A 15,225-nucleotide genomic window follows, 5' to 3' on the forward strand; every position below is an offset into this window, starting at 1 on the left:
TCCCAGGGGAGCCCTAGGTCGCGTGATGCACCATACGGAAAAAGAGCTTGTGCGTGAATGCGGCATTCATCCCCACTCATTCCGCTTTCTTTCCGGCGTGATGGCTTGCTTGAGTACCGGGTCAGACACTTACCGTAGTGGAAAGAGAGCCCGATGGACCTTTTGCCGGAGGTCGCAGTGACTGTCTTCCCCGCACGCCCCGCCCTGCCCGTGCCCCATCGTCCCCATGCCCCCGCCATCGACCCTCGCCATACCCTCCCGCCGGCAGCCCTCGAACCGGTCCGCCCCAGCCCCGTCGAGTGGGCCCGCCGCCGCCGCGCGGAACGGGAGGCCCGCCGCCTCGAGGCCGCCGGCGCCCGCGCGCTGACCCGCCTTGACCGGCTCGGCCCCGCCTGGCACATCGTCGACTGGCCCCGCACCGACTCGCAGGGCTACGAGCACGACCCGAGCGACGACCGGGCCGGTTTCCTCGCCATCGGCCCCGGCGGCGTCTACGCCGTCACGGTCGCCGACCACGGCCGCGCCCGCGTCCTGATCGCCGGGGACGTCGTGCAGATCAACGGCAAGCGTCCCGGGTACGTCGCGGAGGCGCGCCGTGACGCCAAACGCGCCGGACGCGCCATGAGCTCCGCCGTCGGCCTGACCGTGCCGGTGACGCCCGTGCTCGCCTTTGTCGGTTCCGGCGTGATCAGCGTCCACGGCCTGCCGAAGGACTGCCTCGTCGCCACCCACAAGGAGCTTGACCGCCTCCTGATCGCCGGCGGCGCCCGCATCTCGCCGGCCACCGCTGGCAAACTCTCCGCCGTGGCACAACACCCGGCCACCTGGACCAACGCTCCGTACCGCCCGGCGGGGGACTATCGCTGGTACACAGGCGACCAAACGGCCGCTGACAAGCCGTCAGCCCGCAGGTAACGTTCCTCCCAGTGCAGCGCTCGCCGTCGCAGGTCGACGCGAGCGACGCCGGCCGGGCACGCGAGATGTGAGACCGTGGGACTCACCTCGCCGGTCCGGCCGGAGTCAGGTCCGCCGGACGGCACGGATATCAGGGAGGTGCGGGTGGCGCACGTCGAGCTCTCACTCTCGGGAGCGTTCGTGCCCCAGGCACGAACGCCGGACGAATCGGAGTTCGTCTCGAACATCGACCGGTGGGCGGCAACGGTCTGGCAGGCCGTCGAGCCGTGCCTGGTGATCGACGTCAGCGCCACCATCGTCGCCGTGTCCCCCTCCGCGAGTGACCTGCTCGGCCTCGGCAAGGGCGCGGACGTCGTCGGCCGCCCCCTGCTCGGCGGCGAGGGCGCCCTCTGCCTGATCGACTTCACCGCCGGCGGCGGCGCCCTGACGGAGCAGGAGATCGAGAAGATCCCCCTCCTGATGGCGCTGACCTCCGAGCGCCTCGCCCGCGGCCTGATGCGCATACAGACCCCGGCCGAGGACCGACACGTCACGGTCGACGCCATCGCGACGCCGATCCTGGAGAACGGCCGCGTCGTAGCGTCCCTGACTTTCTTCTCCGCGATCCGCTACTGAGCACAGCCTCTGTCGCGTCGCGACCCCGTTCGACCGATCGTTCGTGTGGCGATCAACGCACCGGTAACCCATTGGGGTGAACGGGGTCCTGACCGTAGTGTGCCCTTATGCTCGATCTAGACCTGCTCCCGGAGGAGTACGCGGTGTGCCGGCTGCCTGCCGGAACCCCCCTGCCCGCCTCCCTCAGCAGCGGTCCGGACGACAAAGGCGTCATCTCGGTAACCTGGTCACCCGATGAGATCTCCGTCGTCTGCCCCACCAGCCGCGTCCCCGAAGACGCCACCGTCGAGGCCGCCTGGCGCTGCCTACGCGTGGTGGGCCCGTTGGACCTCGCGCTGACCGGCGTTCTCGCCTCGCTGGTCGGCCCCTTGGCGGACGCACGGGTGAACATCATCGCCTTCTCGACCTACGACACCGACTACGTGCTGGTGCCGCGAGTCCGCCTGAACGAGGCCGTGGACGCGCTCACGGCCGCCGGCCACCGAGTCGCCGTCTGAGGACGGCCGCTGAGCCGCGCTACGAGACGGCCAGCGAACCACGCTCGGGGCGCCAACCCGTGCCACGCTGAAGACAGCAACCGCACCACGCGCTCACAACGGCCACAGCGTCACGCCCAAGCACCACGCTCAAGGCATCGACCACGCCAGGCTCAAGGCAGCGACCGCGTCCACGCTCACAACGGCCACCGCGCCAGGCTCAAGGCAGCGACCGCACCACGCTCACAACGGCCACCGCGCCTCGCTCATGGAAGCGACGGAGTCCACCCGCGCAGGCCGGCATCGAGGCGCGCACGACAGTGACCGCGTCACGCTAAGACGGCCACCGAGCCACGCGCACGACATTGCCGAGCCCGCGCCAAGACCGCTCCACCGAACCGGGCGCATGGCAGCAGCGAGGCAGGCTCAGGCGGTGGCCGTCGAAATGCGCGCATACGGCGGCCAAGCGCCACCGCGACAGCGTCCCGGGCGCGCTCGAGTCGGCGGCTGCCGAGTTCCGCTCTGCGGCGGGCCCAGTGCCGAGGACTCGGCGCGGCGTCTGGGCGACGCCGTGCGTCGCGGCCGGCGCCGGAGATCGAGTCGCAATCTGCGCAATACGACAACCATGGCCGTCAGCAGCGGCGGCGTGCGTGGCGAAGACGGCGACGGCCGCCGCTGCCGACTCAAACCGCCTTTCCCGGCAGCAGAGGCCCTACCATGGGCGCGTGCGGGACGTTGGTCGCCGCCGGAGTCGGACGTTGCTGGTGCCGATCGCTGGCGGGATGGTGCTGCTGGGCGGGTGCGGTGAGCCGCCCGCCCCTCCGGTGACCGCGCCTCCGTTGGTGCAAACCAGTGCTGGGGCCTCCGCGTCGGGTTCCGCCCTGCCGCCGGGTGGATTACCCACGCCGCCCCCGGGCGGACTGCCCCCAGGAGGGCTGCCTCCGAGCGGGCTACCGCCGGGTGGACTGCCCCCAGGAGGGCTACCCCCGGGCGCGCTGCCTCCTGGCGGGCTGCCTCCAGGCGCGCTGCCCCCGGGCGGGCTGCCTAACGCACCTCCGCCGGGTGCGGCGCTGCCTCCTACCGGTGGCACGACGACGCGGCCGTCGTCCGTGCCCAGGTGCACTGCCGGGCCGAGCCCTGCTCAGATCACCAATGTGGTGAAGGGGACCGCCGGAATTCCCGATCGTGAAATCAAGGTCATCGACGGACCCTTTTGCTCTGGCTCATGGCAATTTTCCACCGTCGAGATCGTTCCTCGGTCCGGCGAGGTGAAGCTCGAACCCTTGTTCGTCGTCACCACCGGCAAGCCCACCGCCCTGCAGTTGGTAGAGGTCGGTACGGACGTGTGCACCCAACGGGTGCGCAAGGACGCACCCGCGGGAATCCGCATCCTCGCCTGCGGCGTCTGACGCCTCGCGATCCACCGCCCTGCCGCCGGGGCGCGGAGGTGGCCACGCGGAGGTGGCCGCGCGGAGGTGGCCGCGCGGAGGTGGCGGCTCGGGGTCAACGCCTGGCGGCAATGGATGCACTGAGTGAGACCGCGATGGACGCCGGCAATGTGCTTGGCGGGCGGGGCGGGAGAGGGCTCGGCGCTGGCCTGAGCGTGGGGCAGAAGGGAGACCCGGTGCTGGCCTGAGGGCGCGGCAGGAGGGAGAGCCGGAGCTGGCCCGAGGGCGGACAGCAGGGAGGGGGCTGTGCGCAATCTGCGGCAAGGCGGAGACCGCGCGGGGACGCGGACCGAGGGCGGACACGAGGGAGGATCGGTGCTGGCCTGAGGGCGGGGCAGGAGAGGGCTCGCTGCTGGCCTGAGGGTGGGGCGGGAGTGAGGGCCGATGCTGGCCTTAGGGTGGGGGGATGCCCGGCACGCCACCCACCCGATTTGTGTATCTGGGGCCTGAGGGCACCTTCACCGAGCAGGCGCTGCGGACGATACCCGCCGCCGAGCGCGGCATCCGGACCCCGGCACGCAGTGTTCCCGAGGCGCTCGAGGCCGTGCGGGGCGGTGAGGCCGACGCCGCGCTGGTGCCGCTGGAGAATTCTGTCGGCGGGGCCGTGCCGGTGACCTTGGACGAGCTTGGCACCGGCAGTCCGCTCGTTATCACCCGTGAGGTGGTGCTGCCGGTCGAGTTCGTGCTGGCCTCCGCTTCGCTCATGCCGACGGCTGCGATCCGCACGGTGGCCGCGCACCCGCAGGCGTCCGCGCAGTGCCGCAACTGGCTGCGGGCGAACCTGCCCGACGCTGTGGTCGTCGACGTGCTCTCCAATGCCGCTGCCGCCATCGCCGCTGCGGCGGGGGAGGTGGATGCCGCGATCTGCGCGCCGATCGGGGTGCCGCGGAACGGTCTTACCGCGTTGGCCGAGAAGATTGCCGACCACGCGGACGCGGTGACCCGGTTCGCGCTTCTTTCCCGGCCGGCGCCGCCTGCACCGCCCAGCGGGGACGATGTGACGTCGCTGGCCGTGATGATCGCCCATGACCGGGTCGGTGCGCTGCTGTCGGTGCTCACCGAGCTGGCCGTGCGGGGGATCAACCTGTCTCGGATCGAGTCCCGGCCGACCGGGGAGCAGCTCGGCGTCTACGTGTTCTTCCTGGACTGCACCGGCCATGTGGCCGAGCCGCGGCTGGGTGAGGCGCTCCAGGGATTGCGCCGGATCTGCGCGGACGTCCGGTTCCTCGGGTCCTATCCGCGCCACCGCTGGTCCAAGAAGGCCCAGGCGGAGCCGGCGCCGTCGCAGCCGGGCCTGACGAACGGCGACTTCGCCGACAGCGCCGCCTGGTTGAGCCGACTGCGATCCGGCGAGCCGTACTGACGCCGACGCGATCCGGCGAGCCCCACTGACGCCGAGGCGATCCGGCGAGCCCGACCAACGCCGACGCGATCCGGCGAGCCCCACCAACGCCGACGCGATCCGGCGAGCCCGACTGACGCCGAGGCGAAGCGAGGCGGGTTGACCACTTACGCAGAATGAAGGGTCCGGAGATCCGTTCATGAGCCGCTAGGCGATTGGATCTCCGGGCCCGGCCTCGACGGGAGTTGCGGTCAGCACCACCCACCGAGCTACGACAAAAAGCTCTTGATCTTGATCTAGTGTCCCAACAGGTTGCCGATGATGCCGCCCGGCTGCTGCTGGCCCTGTGCCGCGCCGGCGAGGCCGCCCGGCGGTTCCTCCGAGGGCTGGACCACGACGAAGCCCTGGCCGGCGAAGCTCATCGTGAAACGCTCGCCGGTGGTGCGGCCCAGCAGCGTGCCGAGGCCCAGCTGCTCGGCGCGGTGGTAGCCGGTCTGCAGGTTGGCCGACCAGCAGATCGCCGCCTGGGGGTCGACGTACGTGGGCTGGTCGACGGTCAGCACCACCGGCGTGCCCTTGGTGGTCACCGCGATGCGGCCGTGGCCGGAGAAGACGCAGTTGAACAGGCCCGCGTTGGACAGCGCGCCGGCGCCCTGGACCATCTTGATGTCGTAGTTGAGGGTCGAGTCGAAGGCGAGGACGTTGGCGCCGTTGATGGAGAGGCCGTCGCCCGGCTCGAGGTCGATGAGGTGGATGTCGGCGGCGTTCTCGGCGAGGAAAACGTCGCCGTGGCCCTTGATCTTCATCAGGGGTACGCCCTCGCCGGTCAGCTTCTGCTTGAGGAATTTGCCGAGCCCGCCGGAGCCGAGCGCCTCGAACTGGACCTGGCCCTGGTACGCGACCATCGAGCCGACGCGGGCCATGAACTCGCCGTTCAGCTCCGCCTTGAGCAGCTTGGAATTCTGGAGCCGCAGGCCCGGCTGGGCCGATTCCTTCTCCAGGTTTTCGGCCGAGAACAAGTCGCTGCGCATGAAGGTCCTCCTGTAGGCGTGTTGTCTCAGAGCGTAGGGCCGGTCGGCAAGGTCAGCCCCACCCCAGCTCGTGCAGCCGCTCGTCATCGATGCCGAAGTGGTGGGCGATCTCGTGCACGACCGTGATCGCGACCTCGTCGATGACATCGTCCTCCGTCTCGCAGACGGCGAGGGTCGGAAGTCGGTAGATCGTGATCCGGTCGGGCAGGACGCCGGCGTAGTCCCAGCCGCGGCTCGTCAGGTCGGTTCCCTCGTAGAGGCCGAGCAGGTCCAGGGTGCCGTCGGGCGGGAGGTCCTCGACCAGGATGACCACGTTGCTCATCGTCTGGAGCAGCTCGGGAGGGACCTCGTCGAGAGCGTCGCCGACCAGTTCCTCGAAATGTTCACGGCTCATCTCGACCGGCACGCCGCCCATTGTGCTCCACCCGCCCTTCCCGCGCGGAGCGCGGCTGGGAGCGGGTGGAGCACGGAGGGGCCTGTGTCAGGACAGGGTGGCGTTCAGGGTGATCTGCGCGCCGGGGGAGAGCAGGCGGGAGATCGGGCAGTTCTCCTTGGCGGCTTCAGCGATCTTGGCGAAGGTGCCGGCGTCCACGTTGGGGACGTCGCCCACCGTCTCCAGGTCGATGCGGGTGACGCTGAAACCGGCGTCGGTCTTGTCCATGTGGACCTTGGCGGTGGTCTCCACGGAGGTGGGGGTGAAGCCTTCGTCGGCGAGAGCCTTCGAGAACGCCATCGAGAAGCAGCCGGCGTGCGCGGCGCCGATCAGCTCCTCGGGGTTGGTTCCCTCGCCCTCTTCGAAGCGGGACTTGAAGGAGTAGTTCCCCTCGTAGCCGCCCTTGCCGGTCTTGACGGTTCCCGAACCCTCGGTGAGGTTGCCCGACCAGCGGGCGGAAGCAGTGCGAATAGGCATGCCCTGACGCTAGTCCATACCGGGCGGCATATCGGGGTGAGAACCGATCGGCGACGCCGGTAGGCTCGGCAATCGTGATTGACCTGCGACTGCTCCGAGAAGACCCCGAGCCGTTCCGTGCCAGCCAGCGGCTGCGCGGCGAGTCCACCGACAAGGTGGACGAGCTGCTGCGCGCGGACGAGGAGCGGCGGGCGGCCACCCAGCGCTTCGAGGCGGTCCGGGCGGAGCAGAAGTCCCTCGGCAAGCAGGTCGCGAAGGCTTCCGGCGACGAGCGCGCGACGCTGCTCGCGCGGACCAAGGAGCTGGCAGGAGAGGTGAAGGCGGCCGAGGCCGCCGCGGCCGAGGGCGACGAGGCCTTGCGCCGCGCGCAGATGGCCCTCCCCAACCTGGTGCAGGACGGCGTGCCGGCGGGCGGCGAGGACGACTTCGTCGTGCTGCGCGAGGTCGGCGAGCCGCCGGCGATCGACAAGCCGCGCGACCACCTCGAGATCGGCGAGGCGCTCGGCGCGATCGACACCGAGCGCGGCGCGAAGGTGTCGGGTTCACGGTTCTACTTCCTCACCGGCGTCGGCGCCCTGCTGCAGCTGGGCATGCTGCAGATGGCCATCGCCCAGGCGGTCGAGCACGGCTTCACCCCGTCGATCACGCCGTCCCTGGTCCGCCCCGAGGCGATGGAGGGCACGGGCTTCCTCGGCAGCCACGCGAGCGAGATCTACCGACTCGAGGCCGACGACCTCTATCTGGTGGGTACGTCGGAAGTGCCGCTGGCGGCGTACCACTCGAACGAGATCATCGACCTGGACGGCGGCCCGGCGCGGTTCGCGGGCTGGTCGTCGTGTTACCGCCGGGAGGCCGGCTCGCACGGCAAGGACGTCCGCGGGATCCTGCGCGTGCACCAGTTCGACAAGGTGGAGATGTTCTCCTACTGCAAGCCCGAGGAGGCCGAGGCGGAGCACCGCAAGCTGCTCGCCATGGAGGAGGAGATGCTCGCCAAGGTCGAAATCCCCTACCGGGTGATCGACGTGGCCGCCGGCGACCTGGGCTCGAGCGCCTCGCGCAAGTTCGACTGCGAGGCCTGGGTGCCGTCGCAGAGCCGCTACCGCGAGGTGACGTCGACGTCGAACTGCACGACGTTCCAGGCCCGGCGGCTGAACATCCGCTACCGGGACGCCGACGGCAAGCCGCAGACCGCCGCGACGCTCAACGGCACGCTCGCCACCACCCGCTGGCTGATTCCGATCCTGGAGAACCACCAACAGCCGGACGGTTCGGTACGGGTGCCCAAGGCACTCCAGCCCTACCTCGGCGGCCGGGACGTGCTCGAACCCATCCGCTAACGGTCAATACACCGTCCGGCTACCAGAAGTCATGGCAGCTGGTAGCCGGGCCGGTGTAACGTTTTCCTTCCGCCCTCCGCGGGGGTTCGCCACCCTCGGAGGTTCACATGGCCAAGCCCGGTCTGCCGAAGCTCATCGCGACCGACCTCGACGGGACCCTCGTCCGCAACGACGACACGGTGTCCGCGTACACCCACGAGGTCCTGGACCGGGTCCGGGCCGCGGGCATTCGCATCGTCGGCGCTACCGGCCGGGGACCGCGGCTCACCGAGCTCACCCGCAACGACATCCGCGACGCCGACTTCCTCGTGCTCGCGCAGGGCGGCTGGGTCGTCGACCAGAACGAGGGGCAGCTCCTCAGGAGCGCCCGCCTGCCCGGCCGCGACCTGGCGATCGTCCTGCAGAATCTCGAGGCCGAGGTCGGGCCGCTCTCCGTCATGGTGGAGGCGCTCGAGCACGACGACGCCCCGCTCTGGGGCGATTACGACCCGACCTGGCGCTTCCCCGTGACGGTCGAGCCGCGGACCCGGGACGAGTGCCTCACCGGTGACGTGATCAAGGCGTTCGCCCGCTCGTTCGAGCGGGACGTCGACGACCTGCTCGCCGCGGCGCAGCGCATCGTCCCGCCGCACGTGGCGACCGTCACCCAGGCCGGCCTCCAGTACGTCGAGATCTGCCCGCCCGGGGTGGACAAGGGCACCGGGCTGGCCGTGGTCGCGCAGGCCGTCGGCGTGGATCCGGCGGACGTGCTGGTCTTCGGCGACATGCCCAACGACCTGCCCATGTTCGCCTGGGCGGGCTGGAGCCGGGTCGCGGTGAGCAACGCGCATCCCGCCCTGCTGGCGGTGGCCGACGAGGTGACCCTGAGCAACGACGAGGACGGGGTGGCGGTGTATCTCGACCGGCTACTGTCGAGGTGATGCATTCTGAATTCCGCCTTGTCGCCTCGGACATCGACGGCACCCTGATCCGCGACGATGGCACGCTCAGCCCCCGTACCATCGACGTCCTCGACCGGCTGCACGACCGCGGCGTTCCCACGGTGCTCGTCACCGGCCGCCCGGTGCGCTGGCTGCGCCAGCTCTACGACCAGATGGCCGAGCCGCTGCCGGCGGTCTGCGCCAACGGCGCCGTGGTCTACGACCCCGACAGCGACGAGATCCTGCGGGCCGCCCCGCTCTCCGTCGAACTCCTGCTCGACGTGACCAAGCGGCTGCGCGAGGCCGTGCCCGACGTCGCGCTCGCCGTCGAGGTCGAAAACGGCAGAAGCTTCTGGTACGAGGAAAAGTGGCCGTTGCGCTGGGACGCCGAACACCACGCGGTGCGGATGCTGACCACACCCGAGGAGCTCACCACGGCACCGGCGGTGAAGCTGCTGGCCCGCTCCGCGCGGCACGAACCGGACGAATTCGCCGAGTTGGTCAGCCGCACGCTGGGCGAGCTGGCCGTGGCGACCCACTCGTCCTCGTCCGCCTTGGTGGAGATCTCGGCGGCGGGCGTGACGAAGGCCGCCGGGCTCGCCTGGCTCTGCGAACGCGAGGGAATCGACGCCACCGAGGTCATCGCCTTCGGTGACATGCCGAACGACCTGCCCCTCCTGGCCTGGGCAGGTCGTTCCGTGGCGATGGGCAACGCCCACCCCGCCGTCAAGGAGGTCGCCGACGAGGTGGCGCTCACCAACGACGAGGACGGGGTCGCGGCATACCTGGAGCGGCTGTACGGGCTATAGGTACTGCCCCGTGTTGGCGCCCGTGCCCTCGCCGCCGCCCTGACCCGGCATGCCGGGGATGATGCCGTGCGGCCCCACGGGCAGCGCCGGACGGCCCTGCCCGCCGCGCATCTGCTCGAGCTGAAGCCGGGCCGCCATCTGCTGGGCGACCAGCGCCGCCTGGATGCCGTGGAACAGGCCCTCCAGCCAGCCGACGAGCTGAGCCTGTGCGATCCGCAGCTCCGCCTCGCTCGGCGGGGTCTCCGAGTCGAACGGCAGCGACAGCCGCTCCAACTCGTCCTGCAGCTCCGGCGCCAGGCCATCCTCCAGCTCCTTGATCGAGCGCTGGTGGATCTCCCGCAGCCGGCCCCGGCTCGCCTCGTCGAGCGGGGCGGCCCGAACCTCCTCGAGCAGCTGCTTGATCATGCTGCCGATCCGCATGACCTTGGCGGGCTGCTCGATCAGGTTGCCCGGCTCCTCAGCCTTCATGGTGCCGTCGGACTCCACCGTGCCCATCGGGCGCCCATCCGGGCCCACCACGATGACGGAGCCGTCTTCCTGCTTGTCTGCGGTGCGGGTGTCGTCGCTCATGCGATCCATCTTGCCTCGCACCGACCACCGTGCCGCAGCAGCCCCTAGGGACGCAGTTCGGCGACGGCGCACTTGATGCTGCCGCCGCCGCGCTTGAGTTCGCCCAGTTCGACGTAGACCGGGTTGTAGCCGGCCGCGCGCACCTTCTCGCCCAGCGCCGTGGACTCGCTGTTGAGGATGACGTTGCGCCCGTCGCTGACGAGGTTGAGGGCGAACGCCTCGGCGTCGGCGCGGTCGGCGATGACCGCGTCCGGAAAGAGCTGGGCGAGGACACGCTGCGAGGACTCCGAGAAGGCCTCCGGGAAGTACGTGACGTTGCGGTCGTCGAGCGCCGCGAAGGCCACGTCGAGGTGGTAGTACGCCGGGTCGACGAGCTTCAGGGAGATCACCGGGCGGCCCAGGACCTCCTGGGCCTCGGCGTGCGCGGCCGGGTCCGTACGGAAGCCGTAGCCGGCCAGGATCAGACCACCGTGCGCGTCCGGCATGTAGGCGAAGTCGCCCTCGCCCTCGTTGACGTACTCGGGGTCGGCGAAGGTCCACGGTCCGCCGACGTAGAACTGCCGGTGGGCGGCGGCCTCGGCGGCGCGCTGCGGATACTTGAAGCGGGCGCCGTAGACCTTGCCGTCGACCGAGAAAGCGCCGTTGGCGGCGTACACCATGTCGGGCAGCCCGGGGACGGCCTCGAGGACGTGCACGGTGTGGCCGAGGTCGGTCAGGGTGTCACGGAGCATCTGCCACTGCTTGAGCGCCAGAGCGGGATCAACCGGGACAGTTGTATCCATCCACGGATTGATCGCGTACTCAACCGTGAAGTGCTCTGGGGGACACATGAGGTATGTCCTGATTCGCGGCAAGCGCTCCGTGTAGCTCATGCAGTAAAGGGTAGGTACGCTGGGACGACCGAAACAGCTCTATCCCTTGCTCGTCGGAGGCGAATCATTGCAGATGGACGCCGTTGACAAGCGAATCATTGCGTTGCTCATCGCCGACGCCCGCGCCTCGTACGCGGAGATCGGCGCCAAGGTCTCACTCTCCGCGCCGGCGGTGAAGCGACGGGTCGATCGGCTCCGCACCAGCGGCGTCATCAAGGGATTCACGACCATCATCGAGCCGGCCGCCGTCGGGTGGACCACCGAGGCGTTCGTGGAGCTGTTCTGCACCGGTCGCACCACCCCCGCCCAGATCACCGTCGCCACCCGGCGGCATCCCGAGGTCGTCGGGGCGTACACGGTCTCCGGGCAGGCCGACGCGCTGGTGCACCTGCGCGCCTCCGACATCGGACATCTGGAGCAGGCCCTCGAACGGCTCCGGGCCGAACCGTTCGTCACCTCGACCCGCAGCATGGTCGTGCTCTCCCGGCTGGTCGAGACGCCGACGCCAGTGCCCACCACGAATTAGCGGGAACCCGGGACGGCAACCCCGCGTCCCACCCCCATGTCTCGCCGTCCACTGCTGTACGCAGCCCTCGCCATCACACTCCCGCTCGCCGGGTGTACGGCGGACGCGTCACCCCCGACCCCGCCGCCGCCCGTACCGGGGCCGATGCGGCTGGTCGCCTTCGACTCGTGCAAGCAGCTCGAGGCGGACCTGAAGCGGGCTGCCAAGGCCGGCGTCGGGCCTTACGGCTTCCCCGGCTCCAACGCGATGCCCGAGGTGGCGCTCGGCGGCGCCCGAACCATGGCCGACAGCGCCGGGGTGGCCGCCAAGGCGCCGGGAACCCCACCGGCCTATTCGGGTACGAACAACCACGAACAGGACGCCGACGAGCCGGACATCGTCAAGACCGACGGGCGCCGGATCGTCACGGTCGACCAGGGTGCCCTGCGCGTGGTGAACGCGGCGACCCGCAAGCAGCTCGCCAAGCTGGACCTGCGCCTGCGAGGCGCCGGCGGACCCGTCGAACTGCTGCTCGCGGGTGACGTGGCACTCGTCCTCGTCCCCGGCGGCTGGGGCGGATATGGGATCGACTCAAAGATGATGCCCACCGCCACGAACCCCGAACTGATCTCCGTCGACATCTCCGGGCCGCCGCGCATCATCAGCCGGTACCGGGGCGACGGCAACCTGGTCGACGCCCGCCTCACCGGAAGCACCGCCCGGATCGTATTGCGCACCTCCCCGCGCATCACCTTCCCGACCCCCTCGGCCGGCGACGACGACGACCGGATCAAGGCCAACCGGACGGCGATCGACGACGCATCGGTCGACGCCTGGCTGCCGACCTGGGAGGTCACCACTGGCACCACCACCAACAAGGGCCAGGCGGACTGCGGAAGGGTCAGCCGGCCATCCGATTACTCCGGCGGCGCGCTGATCAGCGTCCTGACCTTCGACCTGACCAAGCCGGCGCTCGGCAGCGGCGACCCGGTCACCGTGGTCGCCGACGGCGACACCGTCTACGCCACCGGAAGCAGCCTCTACCTCGCCGCCGACCAGCGCTGGCGCCTCGACTGGTTCAAGGGACGGGCCGCGATGCCGGTCCGCCAGGAAACCGACCTCTACCGCTTCACCCTCACCGGCAACCAACCCCCGGTGTACGCGGCGGCCGGCAGCGTCCCCGGCTTCCTGATCAATCAGTACGCGATGTCCGAATGGAACGGGCACCTGCGCATCGCCACGACGAACGAGCAGGCCGGAGAGTCCGCCGTACGCGTGCTCCGGCCGGAGGGCGACAAGCTCGTGCAGACCGGGGCCGTCGACGGCCTGGGCAAGGGCGAGCGGATCTACTCCGTACGCTTCCTCGGCCCGCGCGGCTACGTCGTGACCTTCCGCCAAACCGACCCGCTCTACAGCCTCGACCTGGCCGACCCCGCCCAGCCGAAGGTCACCGGCGAACTGAAGATCACGGGATACTCGGCACACCTGCAACCCGCGGGCGAGGGCAGGCTCATCGGCATCGGGCAGGAAGCCGACACCAACGGCAGGATCCAGGGCACCCAGGTATCGCTCTTCGACGTCTCGGACCCCGCCAAGCCACGACGGCTCGCCCAGCACCACATCGCCGGAGGTCACTCCGACGCCGAATGGGACCCGCACGCGCTGCTCTGGTGGCCGGCGACGAACCTGCTCATCGTACCCATGACAACGGTCTCCTTCGACGGCGACGCGAGCACCGCCGGCGCCCTGGCATTGCAGGTCACCGACACCGAAATGCGCAAGATCGCCACGGTGAGCCAGCCGTCCATCCGCCGCTCACTCGTGATCGACGACACACTGTGGACGATGTCAGACGGCGGCCTGCAAGCGTCGCGGCTGTCCACGATGGAGAAATTGGCCTGGGTGCCCGCCAACTAGCCCTTACAGGTACATGCCGGGGCGGTGGTCGTCGCCTGACTTTTCCTGCGCGGCCTTGGCGCCCTCGCCCTTCGCCGATGCGAGCTTGTCACCGTCGGGCTTCGCCGGTGCGGGCTTGTCACCCTCGCCGAAGAACCGCTTGCCGCCGAACTCGCCATGCAAGCGGTCGTCGAGCTCGTCGGCGAGCCCGGTCATCACCTGCACGGCCAGCATCAGATGGGTGGCCTGGAAGTTGCGGCCGAAGACGGGGATCGAGGCCCAGACGGTGTCCTGCGCGCAGTAGAGCCGGCCGATCGGCATGCGATTGGTGAGCTCGGACAGCTTCACGTAAAGCTGCTCGGTCGGCTCCACCTCGGTCAGAATCGGCGAGAACACATCGACCAGCGGCGGATTGTCCCGAACCCGAACGAACACCATCGCCGAACCGGCCCGGATGCCGATGTCACCGTCGGTGTCGACCTGAAGCTGATCAACCGTGGTCTTGGACATGGTCGCCACCACCGTACGGACCCGCTCGTCGAGCGGAACAACCTCATCGGCGGCATTGGCCAGCGCCTCAGAGAGCACGCCATCCTCGTCGAGATCGTCGAGACTGAGCTCCCCGTCGATCGACGGCTCATGCCGCGCGGTGGCCAACGGCGTCGTCTCGATCGGCTCATCGTCCTCGTCATGCACGAGATACACCAGGAACGCCGGATGCGGAGCGCCGTACACATCCCGCAACGTCCGAGAAACCACCGTACCCAACTGCTTCGCAGCGTCAGTGGTGGTCCGCAGGCCGAACGAATCACCCGAGCCAGCCAACACCCCCGGCGGCGACCAACCCAGCGCGACAAGATCGGCAACCGACGCACGATCCATCCGGAAACCCTCGGGCAGCGCAGCGTTACCAACCGCGAGCGCCTCGATGACCCCATCGGGCAACACCCGAAGACTCACCGAGTACACGGCGGTGCCGGTGCCGGACGCCGTCGGATCAAGTGTGAGGTCGACATGCGCCCCGGCGTTCAGAGTAGGCAGCAGCGCAGCCAACGCCGCGGCAAACTCCCGCCACGCCTCGGTCACCTTGGCCCGCAGATCGGCCGTGGTCGGCTCATCGAGCAGGACGCCCTCGGGATGTTCAGCAGTGTTCTCCGCCGTCATGATCGTCACCTCCGCCCCGCCACCCTATCGAGCCGTGGGACCGCGTCACCGCTGTGCCTCATTCCCGACCCGTCTTTCGGAGCGGTTCCGGGTTGCTGCGCTGGGTGGCCAGGTGTTGGCGCTCGGCCGGCTTCCTGGGGTTTGTCAGCTTCGTGCGGCCAGCTTCTTGGCGCCTGTCGGCTTTTACGCGCTTGGCCAGCTTTTCGCACGGGTCAGCTCTTGGTGACCGTCAGCTCTTGGTGACCGTCGGCGTCCTGTGCCCAGCCGGCGTCCTGTGCCCAGCCGGCGTCCCGCGCCCAACCGGCGTCCCGCGCCCAACCGGCGTCCTGTGCCCAGCCGGCGTCCTGTGCCCAGCCGGCGTCCCGCGCCCAACCGGCGTCCCGCGCCCAACCGGCGTCCTGTGCCCAGCCGGCGT

General features: G+C 69.9%; 17 protein-coding genes. 10 read left to right on the plus strand and 7 right to left on the minus strand.

From position 1 onward, the window contains the following. Window positions 1-177: 177 nt before the first annotated feature. From AB0M36_RS19065 to pheA, 5 genes are all read left to right on the plus strand, one after another. A complete protein-coding gene (locus tag AB0M36_RS19065) occupies window positions 178-915 on the plus strand; it encodes a hypothetical protein (RefSeq protein ID WP_364159633.1) in 738 nt (245 codons plus the stop codon). 144 nt (window positions 916-1,059) lie between these two features. Then, window positions 1,060-1,530, plus strand: a complete 471-nt coding sequence (locus tag AB0M36_RS19070; protein ID WP_364159635.1) for a hypothetical protein — start codon at window positions 1,060-1,062, stop codon at window positions 1,528-1,530. 107 nt (window positions 1,531-1,637) lie between these two features. Next, entirely contained in the window at window positions 1,638-2,027 is a 390-nt protein-coding gene (locus tag AB0M36_RS19075; protein ID WP_364159137.1) for an ACT domain-containing protein, read from the plus strand. 1,136 nt (window positions 2,028-3,163) lie between these two features. Beyond that, window positions 3,164-3,415 (plus strand): hypothetical protein, encoded by a 252-nt coding sequence (locus tag AB0M36_RS19080; RefSeq protein ID WP_364159140.1) that lies wholly within the window; start codon window positions 3,164-3,166, stop codon window positions 3,413-3,415. A 445-nt stretch (window positions 3,416-3,860) separates the two neighbouring features. Then, entirely contained in the window at window positions 3,861-4,817 is a 957-nt protein-coding gene (gene pheA / locus AB0M36_RS19085) for a prephenate dehydratase (protein ID WP_364159143.1), read from the plus strand. A 275-nt stretch (window positions 4,818-5,092) separates the two neighbouring features. On the opposite strand, the gene AB0M36_RS19090 is transcribed toward pheA, so the two are convergent. The 3 genes from AB0M36_RS19090 to AB0M36_RS19100 all read right to left on the minus strand — a co-directional run bounded on the left by AB0M36_RS19090 (window position 5,093) and on the right by AB0M36_RS19100 (window position 6,737). Next, window positions 5,093-5,827: an AIM24 family protein gene (locus AB0M36_RS19090; RefSeq protein WP_364159145.1), complete on the minus strand. Its 735-nt coding sequence runs from the start codon at window positions 5,825-5,827 to the stop codon at window positions 5,093-5,095. Window positions 5,828-5,879: 52 nt separating this feature from the next. After that, window positions 5,880-6,242, minus strand: coding sequence for a metallopeptidase family protein (locus AB0M36_RS19095; RefSeq protein ID WP_364159147.1), 363 nt, complete (start codon window positions 6,240-6,242; stop codon window positions 5,880-5,882). A 66-nt stretch (window positions 6,243-6,308) separates the two neighbouring features. Beyond that, a complete protein-coding gene (locus AB0M36_RS19100; protein WP_364159150.1) occupies window positions 6,309-6,737 on the minus strand; it encodes an OsmC family protein in 429 nt (142 codons plus the stop codon). Between the two features lie 74 nt (window positions 6,738-6,811). Here AB0M36_RS19100 and serS point away from each other — a divergent pair, with 74 nt between their 5' ends. From serS to AB0M36_RS19115, 3 genes are all read left to right on the plus strand, one after another. Further along, window positions 6,812-8,074 (plus strand): serine--tRNA ligase, encoded by a 1,263-nt coding sequence (gene serS, locus AB0M36_RS19105; protein WP_364159152.1) that lies wholly within the window; start codon window positions 6,812-6,814, stop codon window positions 8,072-8,074. A gap of 107 nt (window positions 8,075-8,181) precedes the next feature. Next, window positions 8,182-8,994 (plus strand): Cof-type HAD-IIB family hydrolase, encoded by an 813-nt coding sequence (locus AB0M36_RS19110; protein WP_364159155.1) that lies wholly within the window; start codon window positions 8,182-8,184, stop codon window positions 8,992-8,994. After that, window positions 8,994-9,803 (plus strand): HAD family hydrolase, encoded by an 810-nt coding sequence (locus AB0M36_RS19115; RefSeq protein WP_364159158.1) that lies wholly within the window; start codon window positions 8,994-8,996, stop codon window positions 9,801-9,803. Before AB0M36_RS19110 ends, AB0M36_RS19115 begins: the two co-directional genes overlap by 1 nt. Here the strand turns inward: AB0M36_RS19115 and AB0M36_RS19120 are convergent. Continuing rightward, window positions 9,798-10,373, minus strand: a complete 576-nt coding sequence (locus tag AB0M36_RS19120; protein WP_364159160.1) for a bacterial proteasome activator family protein — start codon at window positions 10,371-10,373, stop codon at window positions 9,798-9,800. The two genes, AB0M36_RS19115 and AB0M36_RS19120, sit on opposite strands and share 6 nt — an antisense overlap. 44 nt (window positions 10,374-10,417) lie before the next feature. After that, window positions 10,418-11,245, minus strand: coding sequence for a dimethylargininase (ddaH, locus tag AB0M36_RS19125; protein WP_364159162.1), 828 nt, complete (start codon window positions 11,243-11,245; stop codon window positions 10,418-10,420). Between the two features lie 67 nt (window positions 11,246-11,312). Between ddaH and AB0M36_RS19130 the strand changes: the two genes are divergently transcribed. Together AB0M36_RS19130 and AB0M36_RS19135 are read left to right on the plus strand one after the other, a co-directional pair. Further along, window positions 11,313-11,771, plus strand: a complete 459-nt coding sequence (locus AB0M36_RS19130) for an Lrp/AsnC family transcriptional regulator (protein WP_364159165.1) — start codon at window positions 11,313-11,315, stop codon at window positions 11,769-11,771. Between the two features lie 36 nt (window positions 11,772-11,807). Further along, window positions 11,808-13,667, plus strand: a complete 1,860-nt coding sequence (locus tag AB0M36_RS19135) for a beta-propeller domain-containing protein (protein ID WP_364159168.1) — start codon at window positions 11,808-11,810, stop codon at window positions 13,665-13,667. 3 nt (window positions 13,668-13,670) lie between these two features. Here the strand turns inward: AB0M36_RS19135 and AB0M36_RS19140 are convergent, their stop codons facing one another. Next, window positions 13,671-14,810, minus strand: coding sequence for a hypothetical protein (locus tag AB0M36_RS19140; RefSeq protein WP_364159171.1), 1,140 nt, complete (start codon window positions 14,808-14,810; stop codon window positions 13,671-13,673). Between the two features lie 212 nt (window positions 14,811-15,022). Continuing rightward, the coding region (locus tag AB0M36_RS19145; RefSeq protein ID WP_364159174.1) for a hypothetical protein at window positions 15,023-15,225 on the minus strand (203 nt) is incomplete at its 5' end.

It is taken from the genome of Actinoplanes sp. NPDC051346, assembly GCF_040682215.1.
Lineage (GTDB): Bacteria > Actinomycetota > Actinomycetes > Mycobacteriales > Micromonosporaceae > Actinoplanes.

Excerpts from the sequence above, each read along its gene's own strand:
- AB0M36_RS19075 (WP_364159137.1), top strand. The coding sequence starts at position 1,638 with ATGCTCGATCTAGACCTGCTCCCGGAGGAGTACGCGGTGTGCCGGCTG.
- AB0M36_RS19140 (WP_364159171.1), bottom strand. The coding sequence starts at position 14,810 with ATGACGGCGGAGAACACTGCTGAACATCCCGAGGGCGTCCTGCTCGAT.
- AB0M36_RS19090 (WP_364159145.1), bottom strand. The coding sequence starts at position 5,827 with ATGCGCAGCGACTTGTTCTCGGCCGAAAACCTGGAGAAGGAATCGGCC.
- AB0M36_RS19110 (WP_364159155.1), top strand. The coding sequence starts at position 8,182 with ATGGCCAAGCCCGGTCTGCCGAAGCTCATCGCGACCGACCTCGACGGG.
- AB0M36_RS19135 (WP_364159168.1), top strand. The coding sequence starts at position 11,808 with ATGTCTCGCCGTCCACTGCTGTACGCAGCCCTCGCCATCACACTCCCG.
- AB0M36_RS19120 (WP_364159160.1), bottom strand. The coding sequence starts at position 10,373 with ATGAGCGACGACACCCGCACCGCAGACAAGCAGGAAGACGGCTCCGTC.
- AB0M36_RS19100 (WP_364159150.1), bottom strand. The coding sequence starts at position 6,737 with ATGCCTATTCGCACTGCTTCCGCCCGCTGGTCGGGCAACCTCACCGAG.
- AB0M36_RS19095 (WP_364159147.1), bottom strand. The coding sequence starts at position 6,242 with ATGGGCGGCGTGCCGGTCGAGATGAGCCGTGAACATTTCGAGGAACTG.
- AB0M36_RS19115 (WP_364159158.1), top strand. The coding sequence starts at position 8,994 with ATGCATTCTGAATTCCGCCTTGTCGCCTCGGACATCGACGGCACCCTG.
- ddaH (WP_364159162.1), bottom strand. The coding sequence starts at position 11,245 with ATGAGCTACACGGAGCGCTTGCCGCGAATCAGGACATACCTCATGTGT.
- pheA (WP_364159143.1), top strand. The coding sequence starts at position 3,861 with ATGCCCGGCACGCCACCCACCCGATTTGTGTATCTGGGGCCTGAGGGC.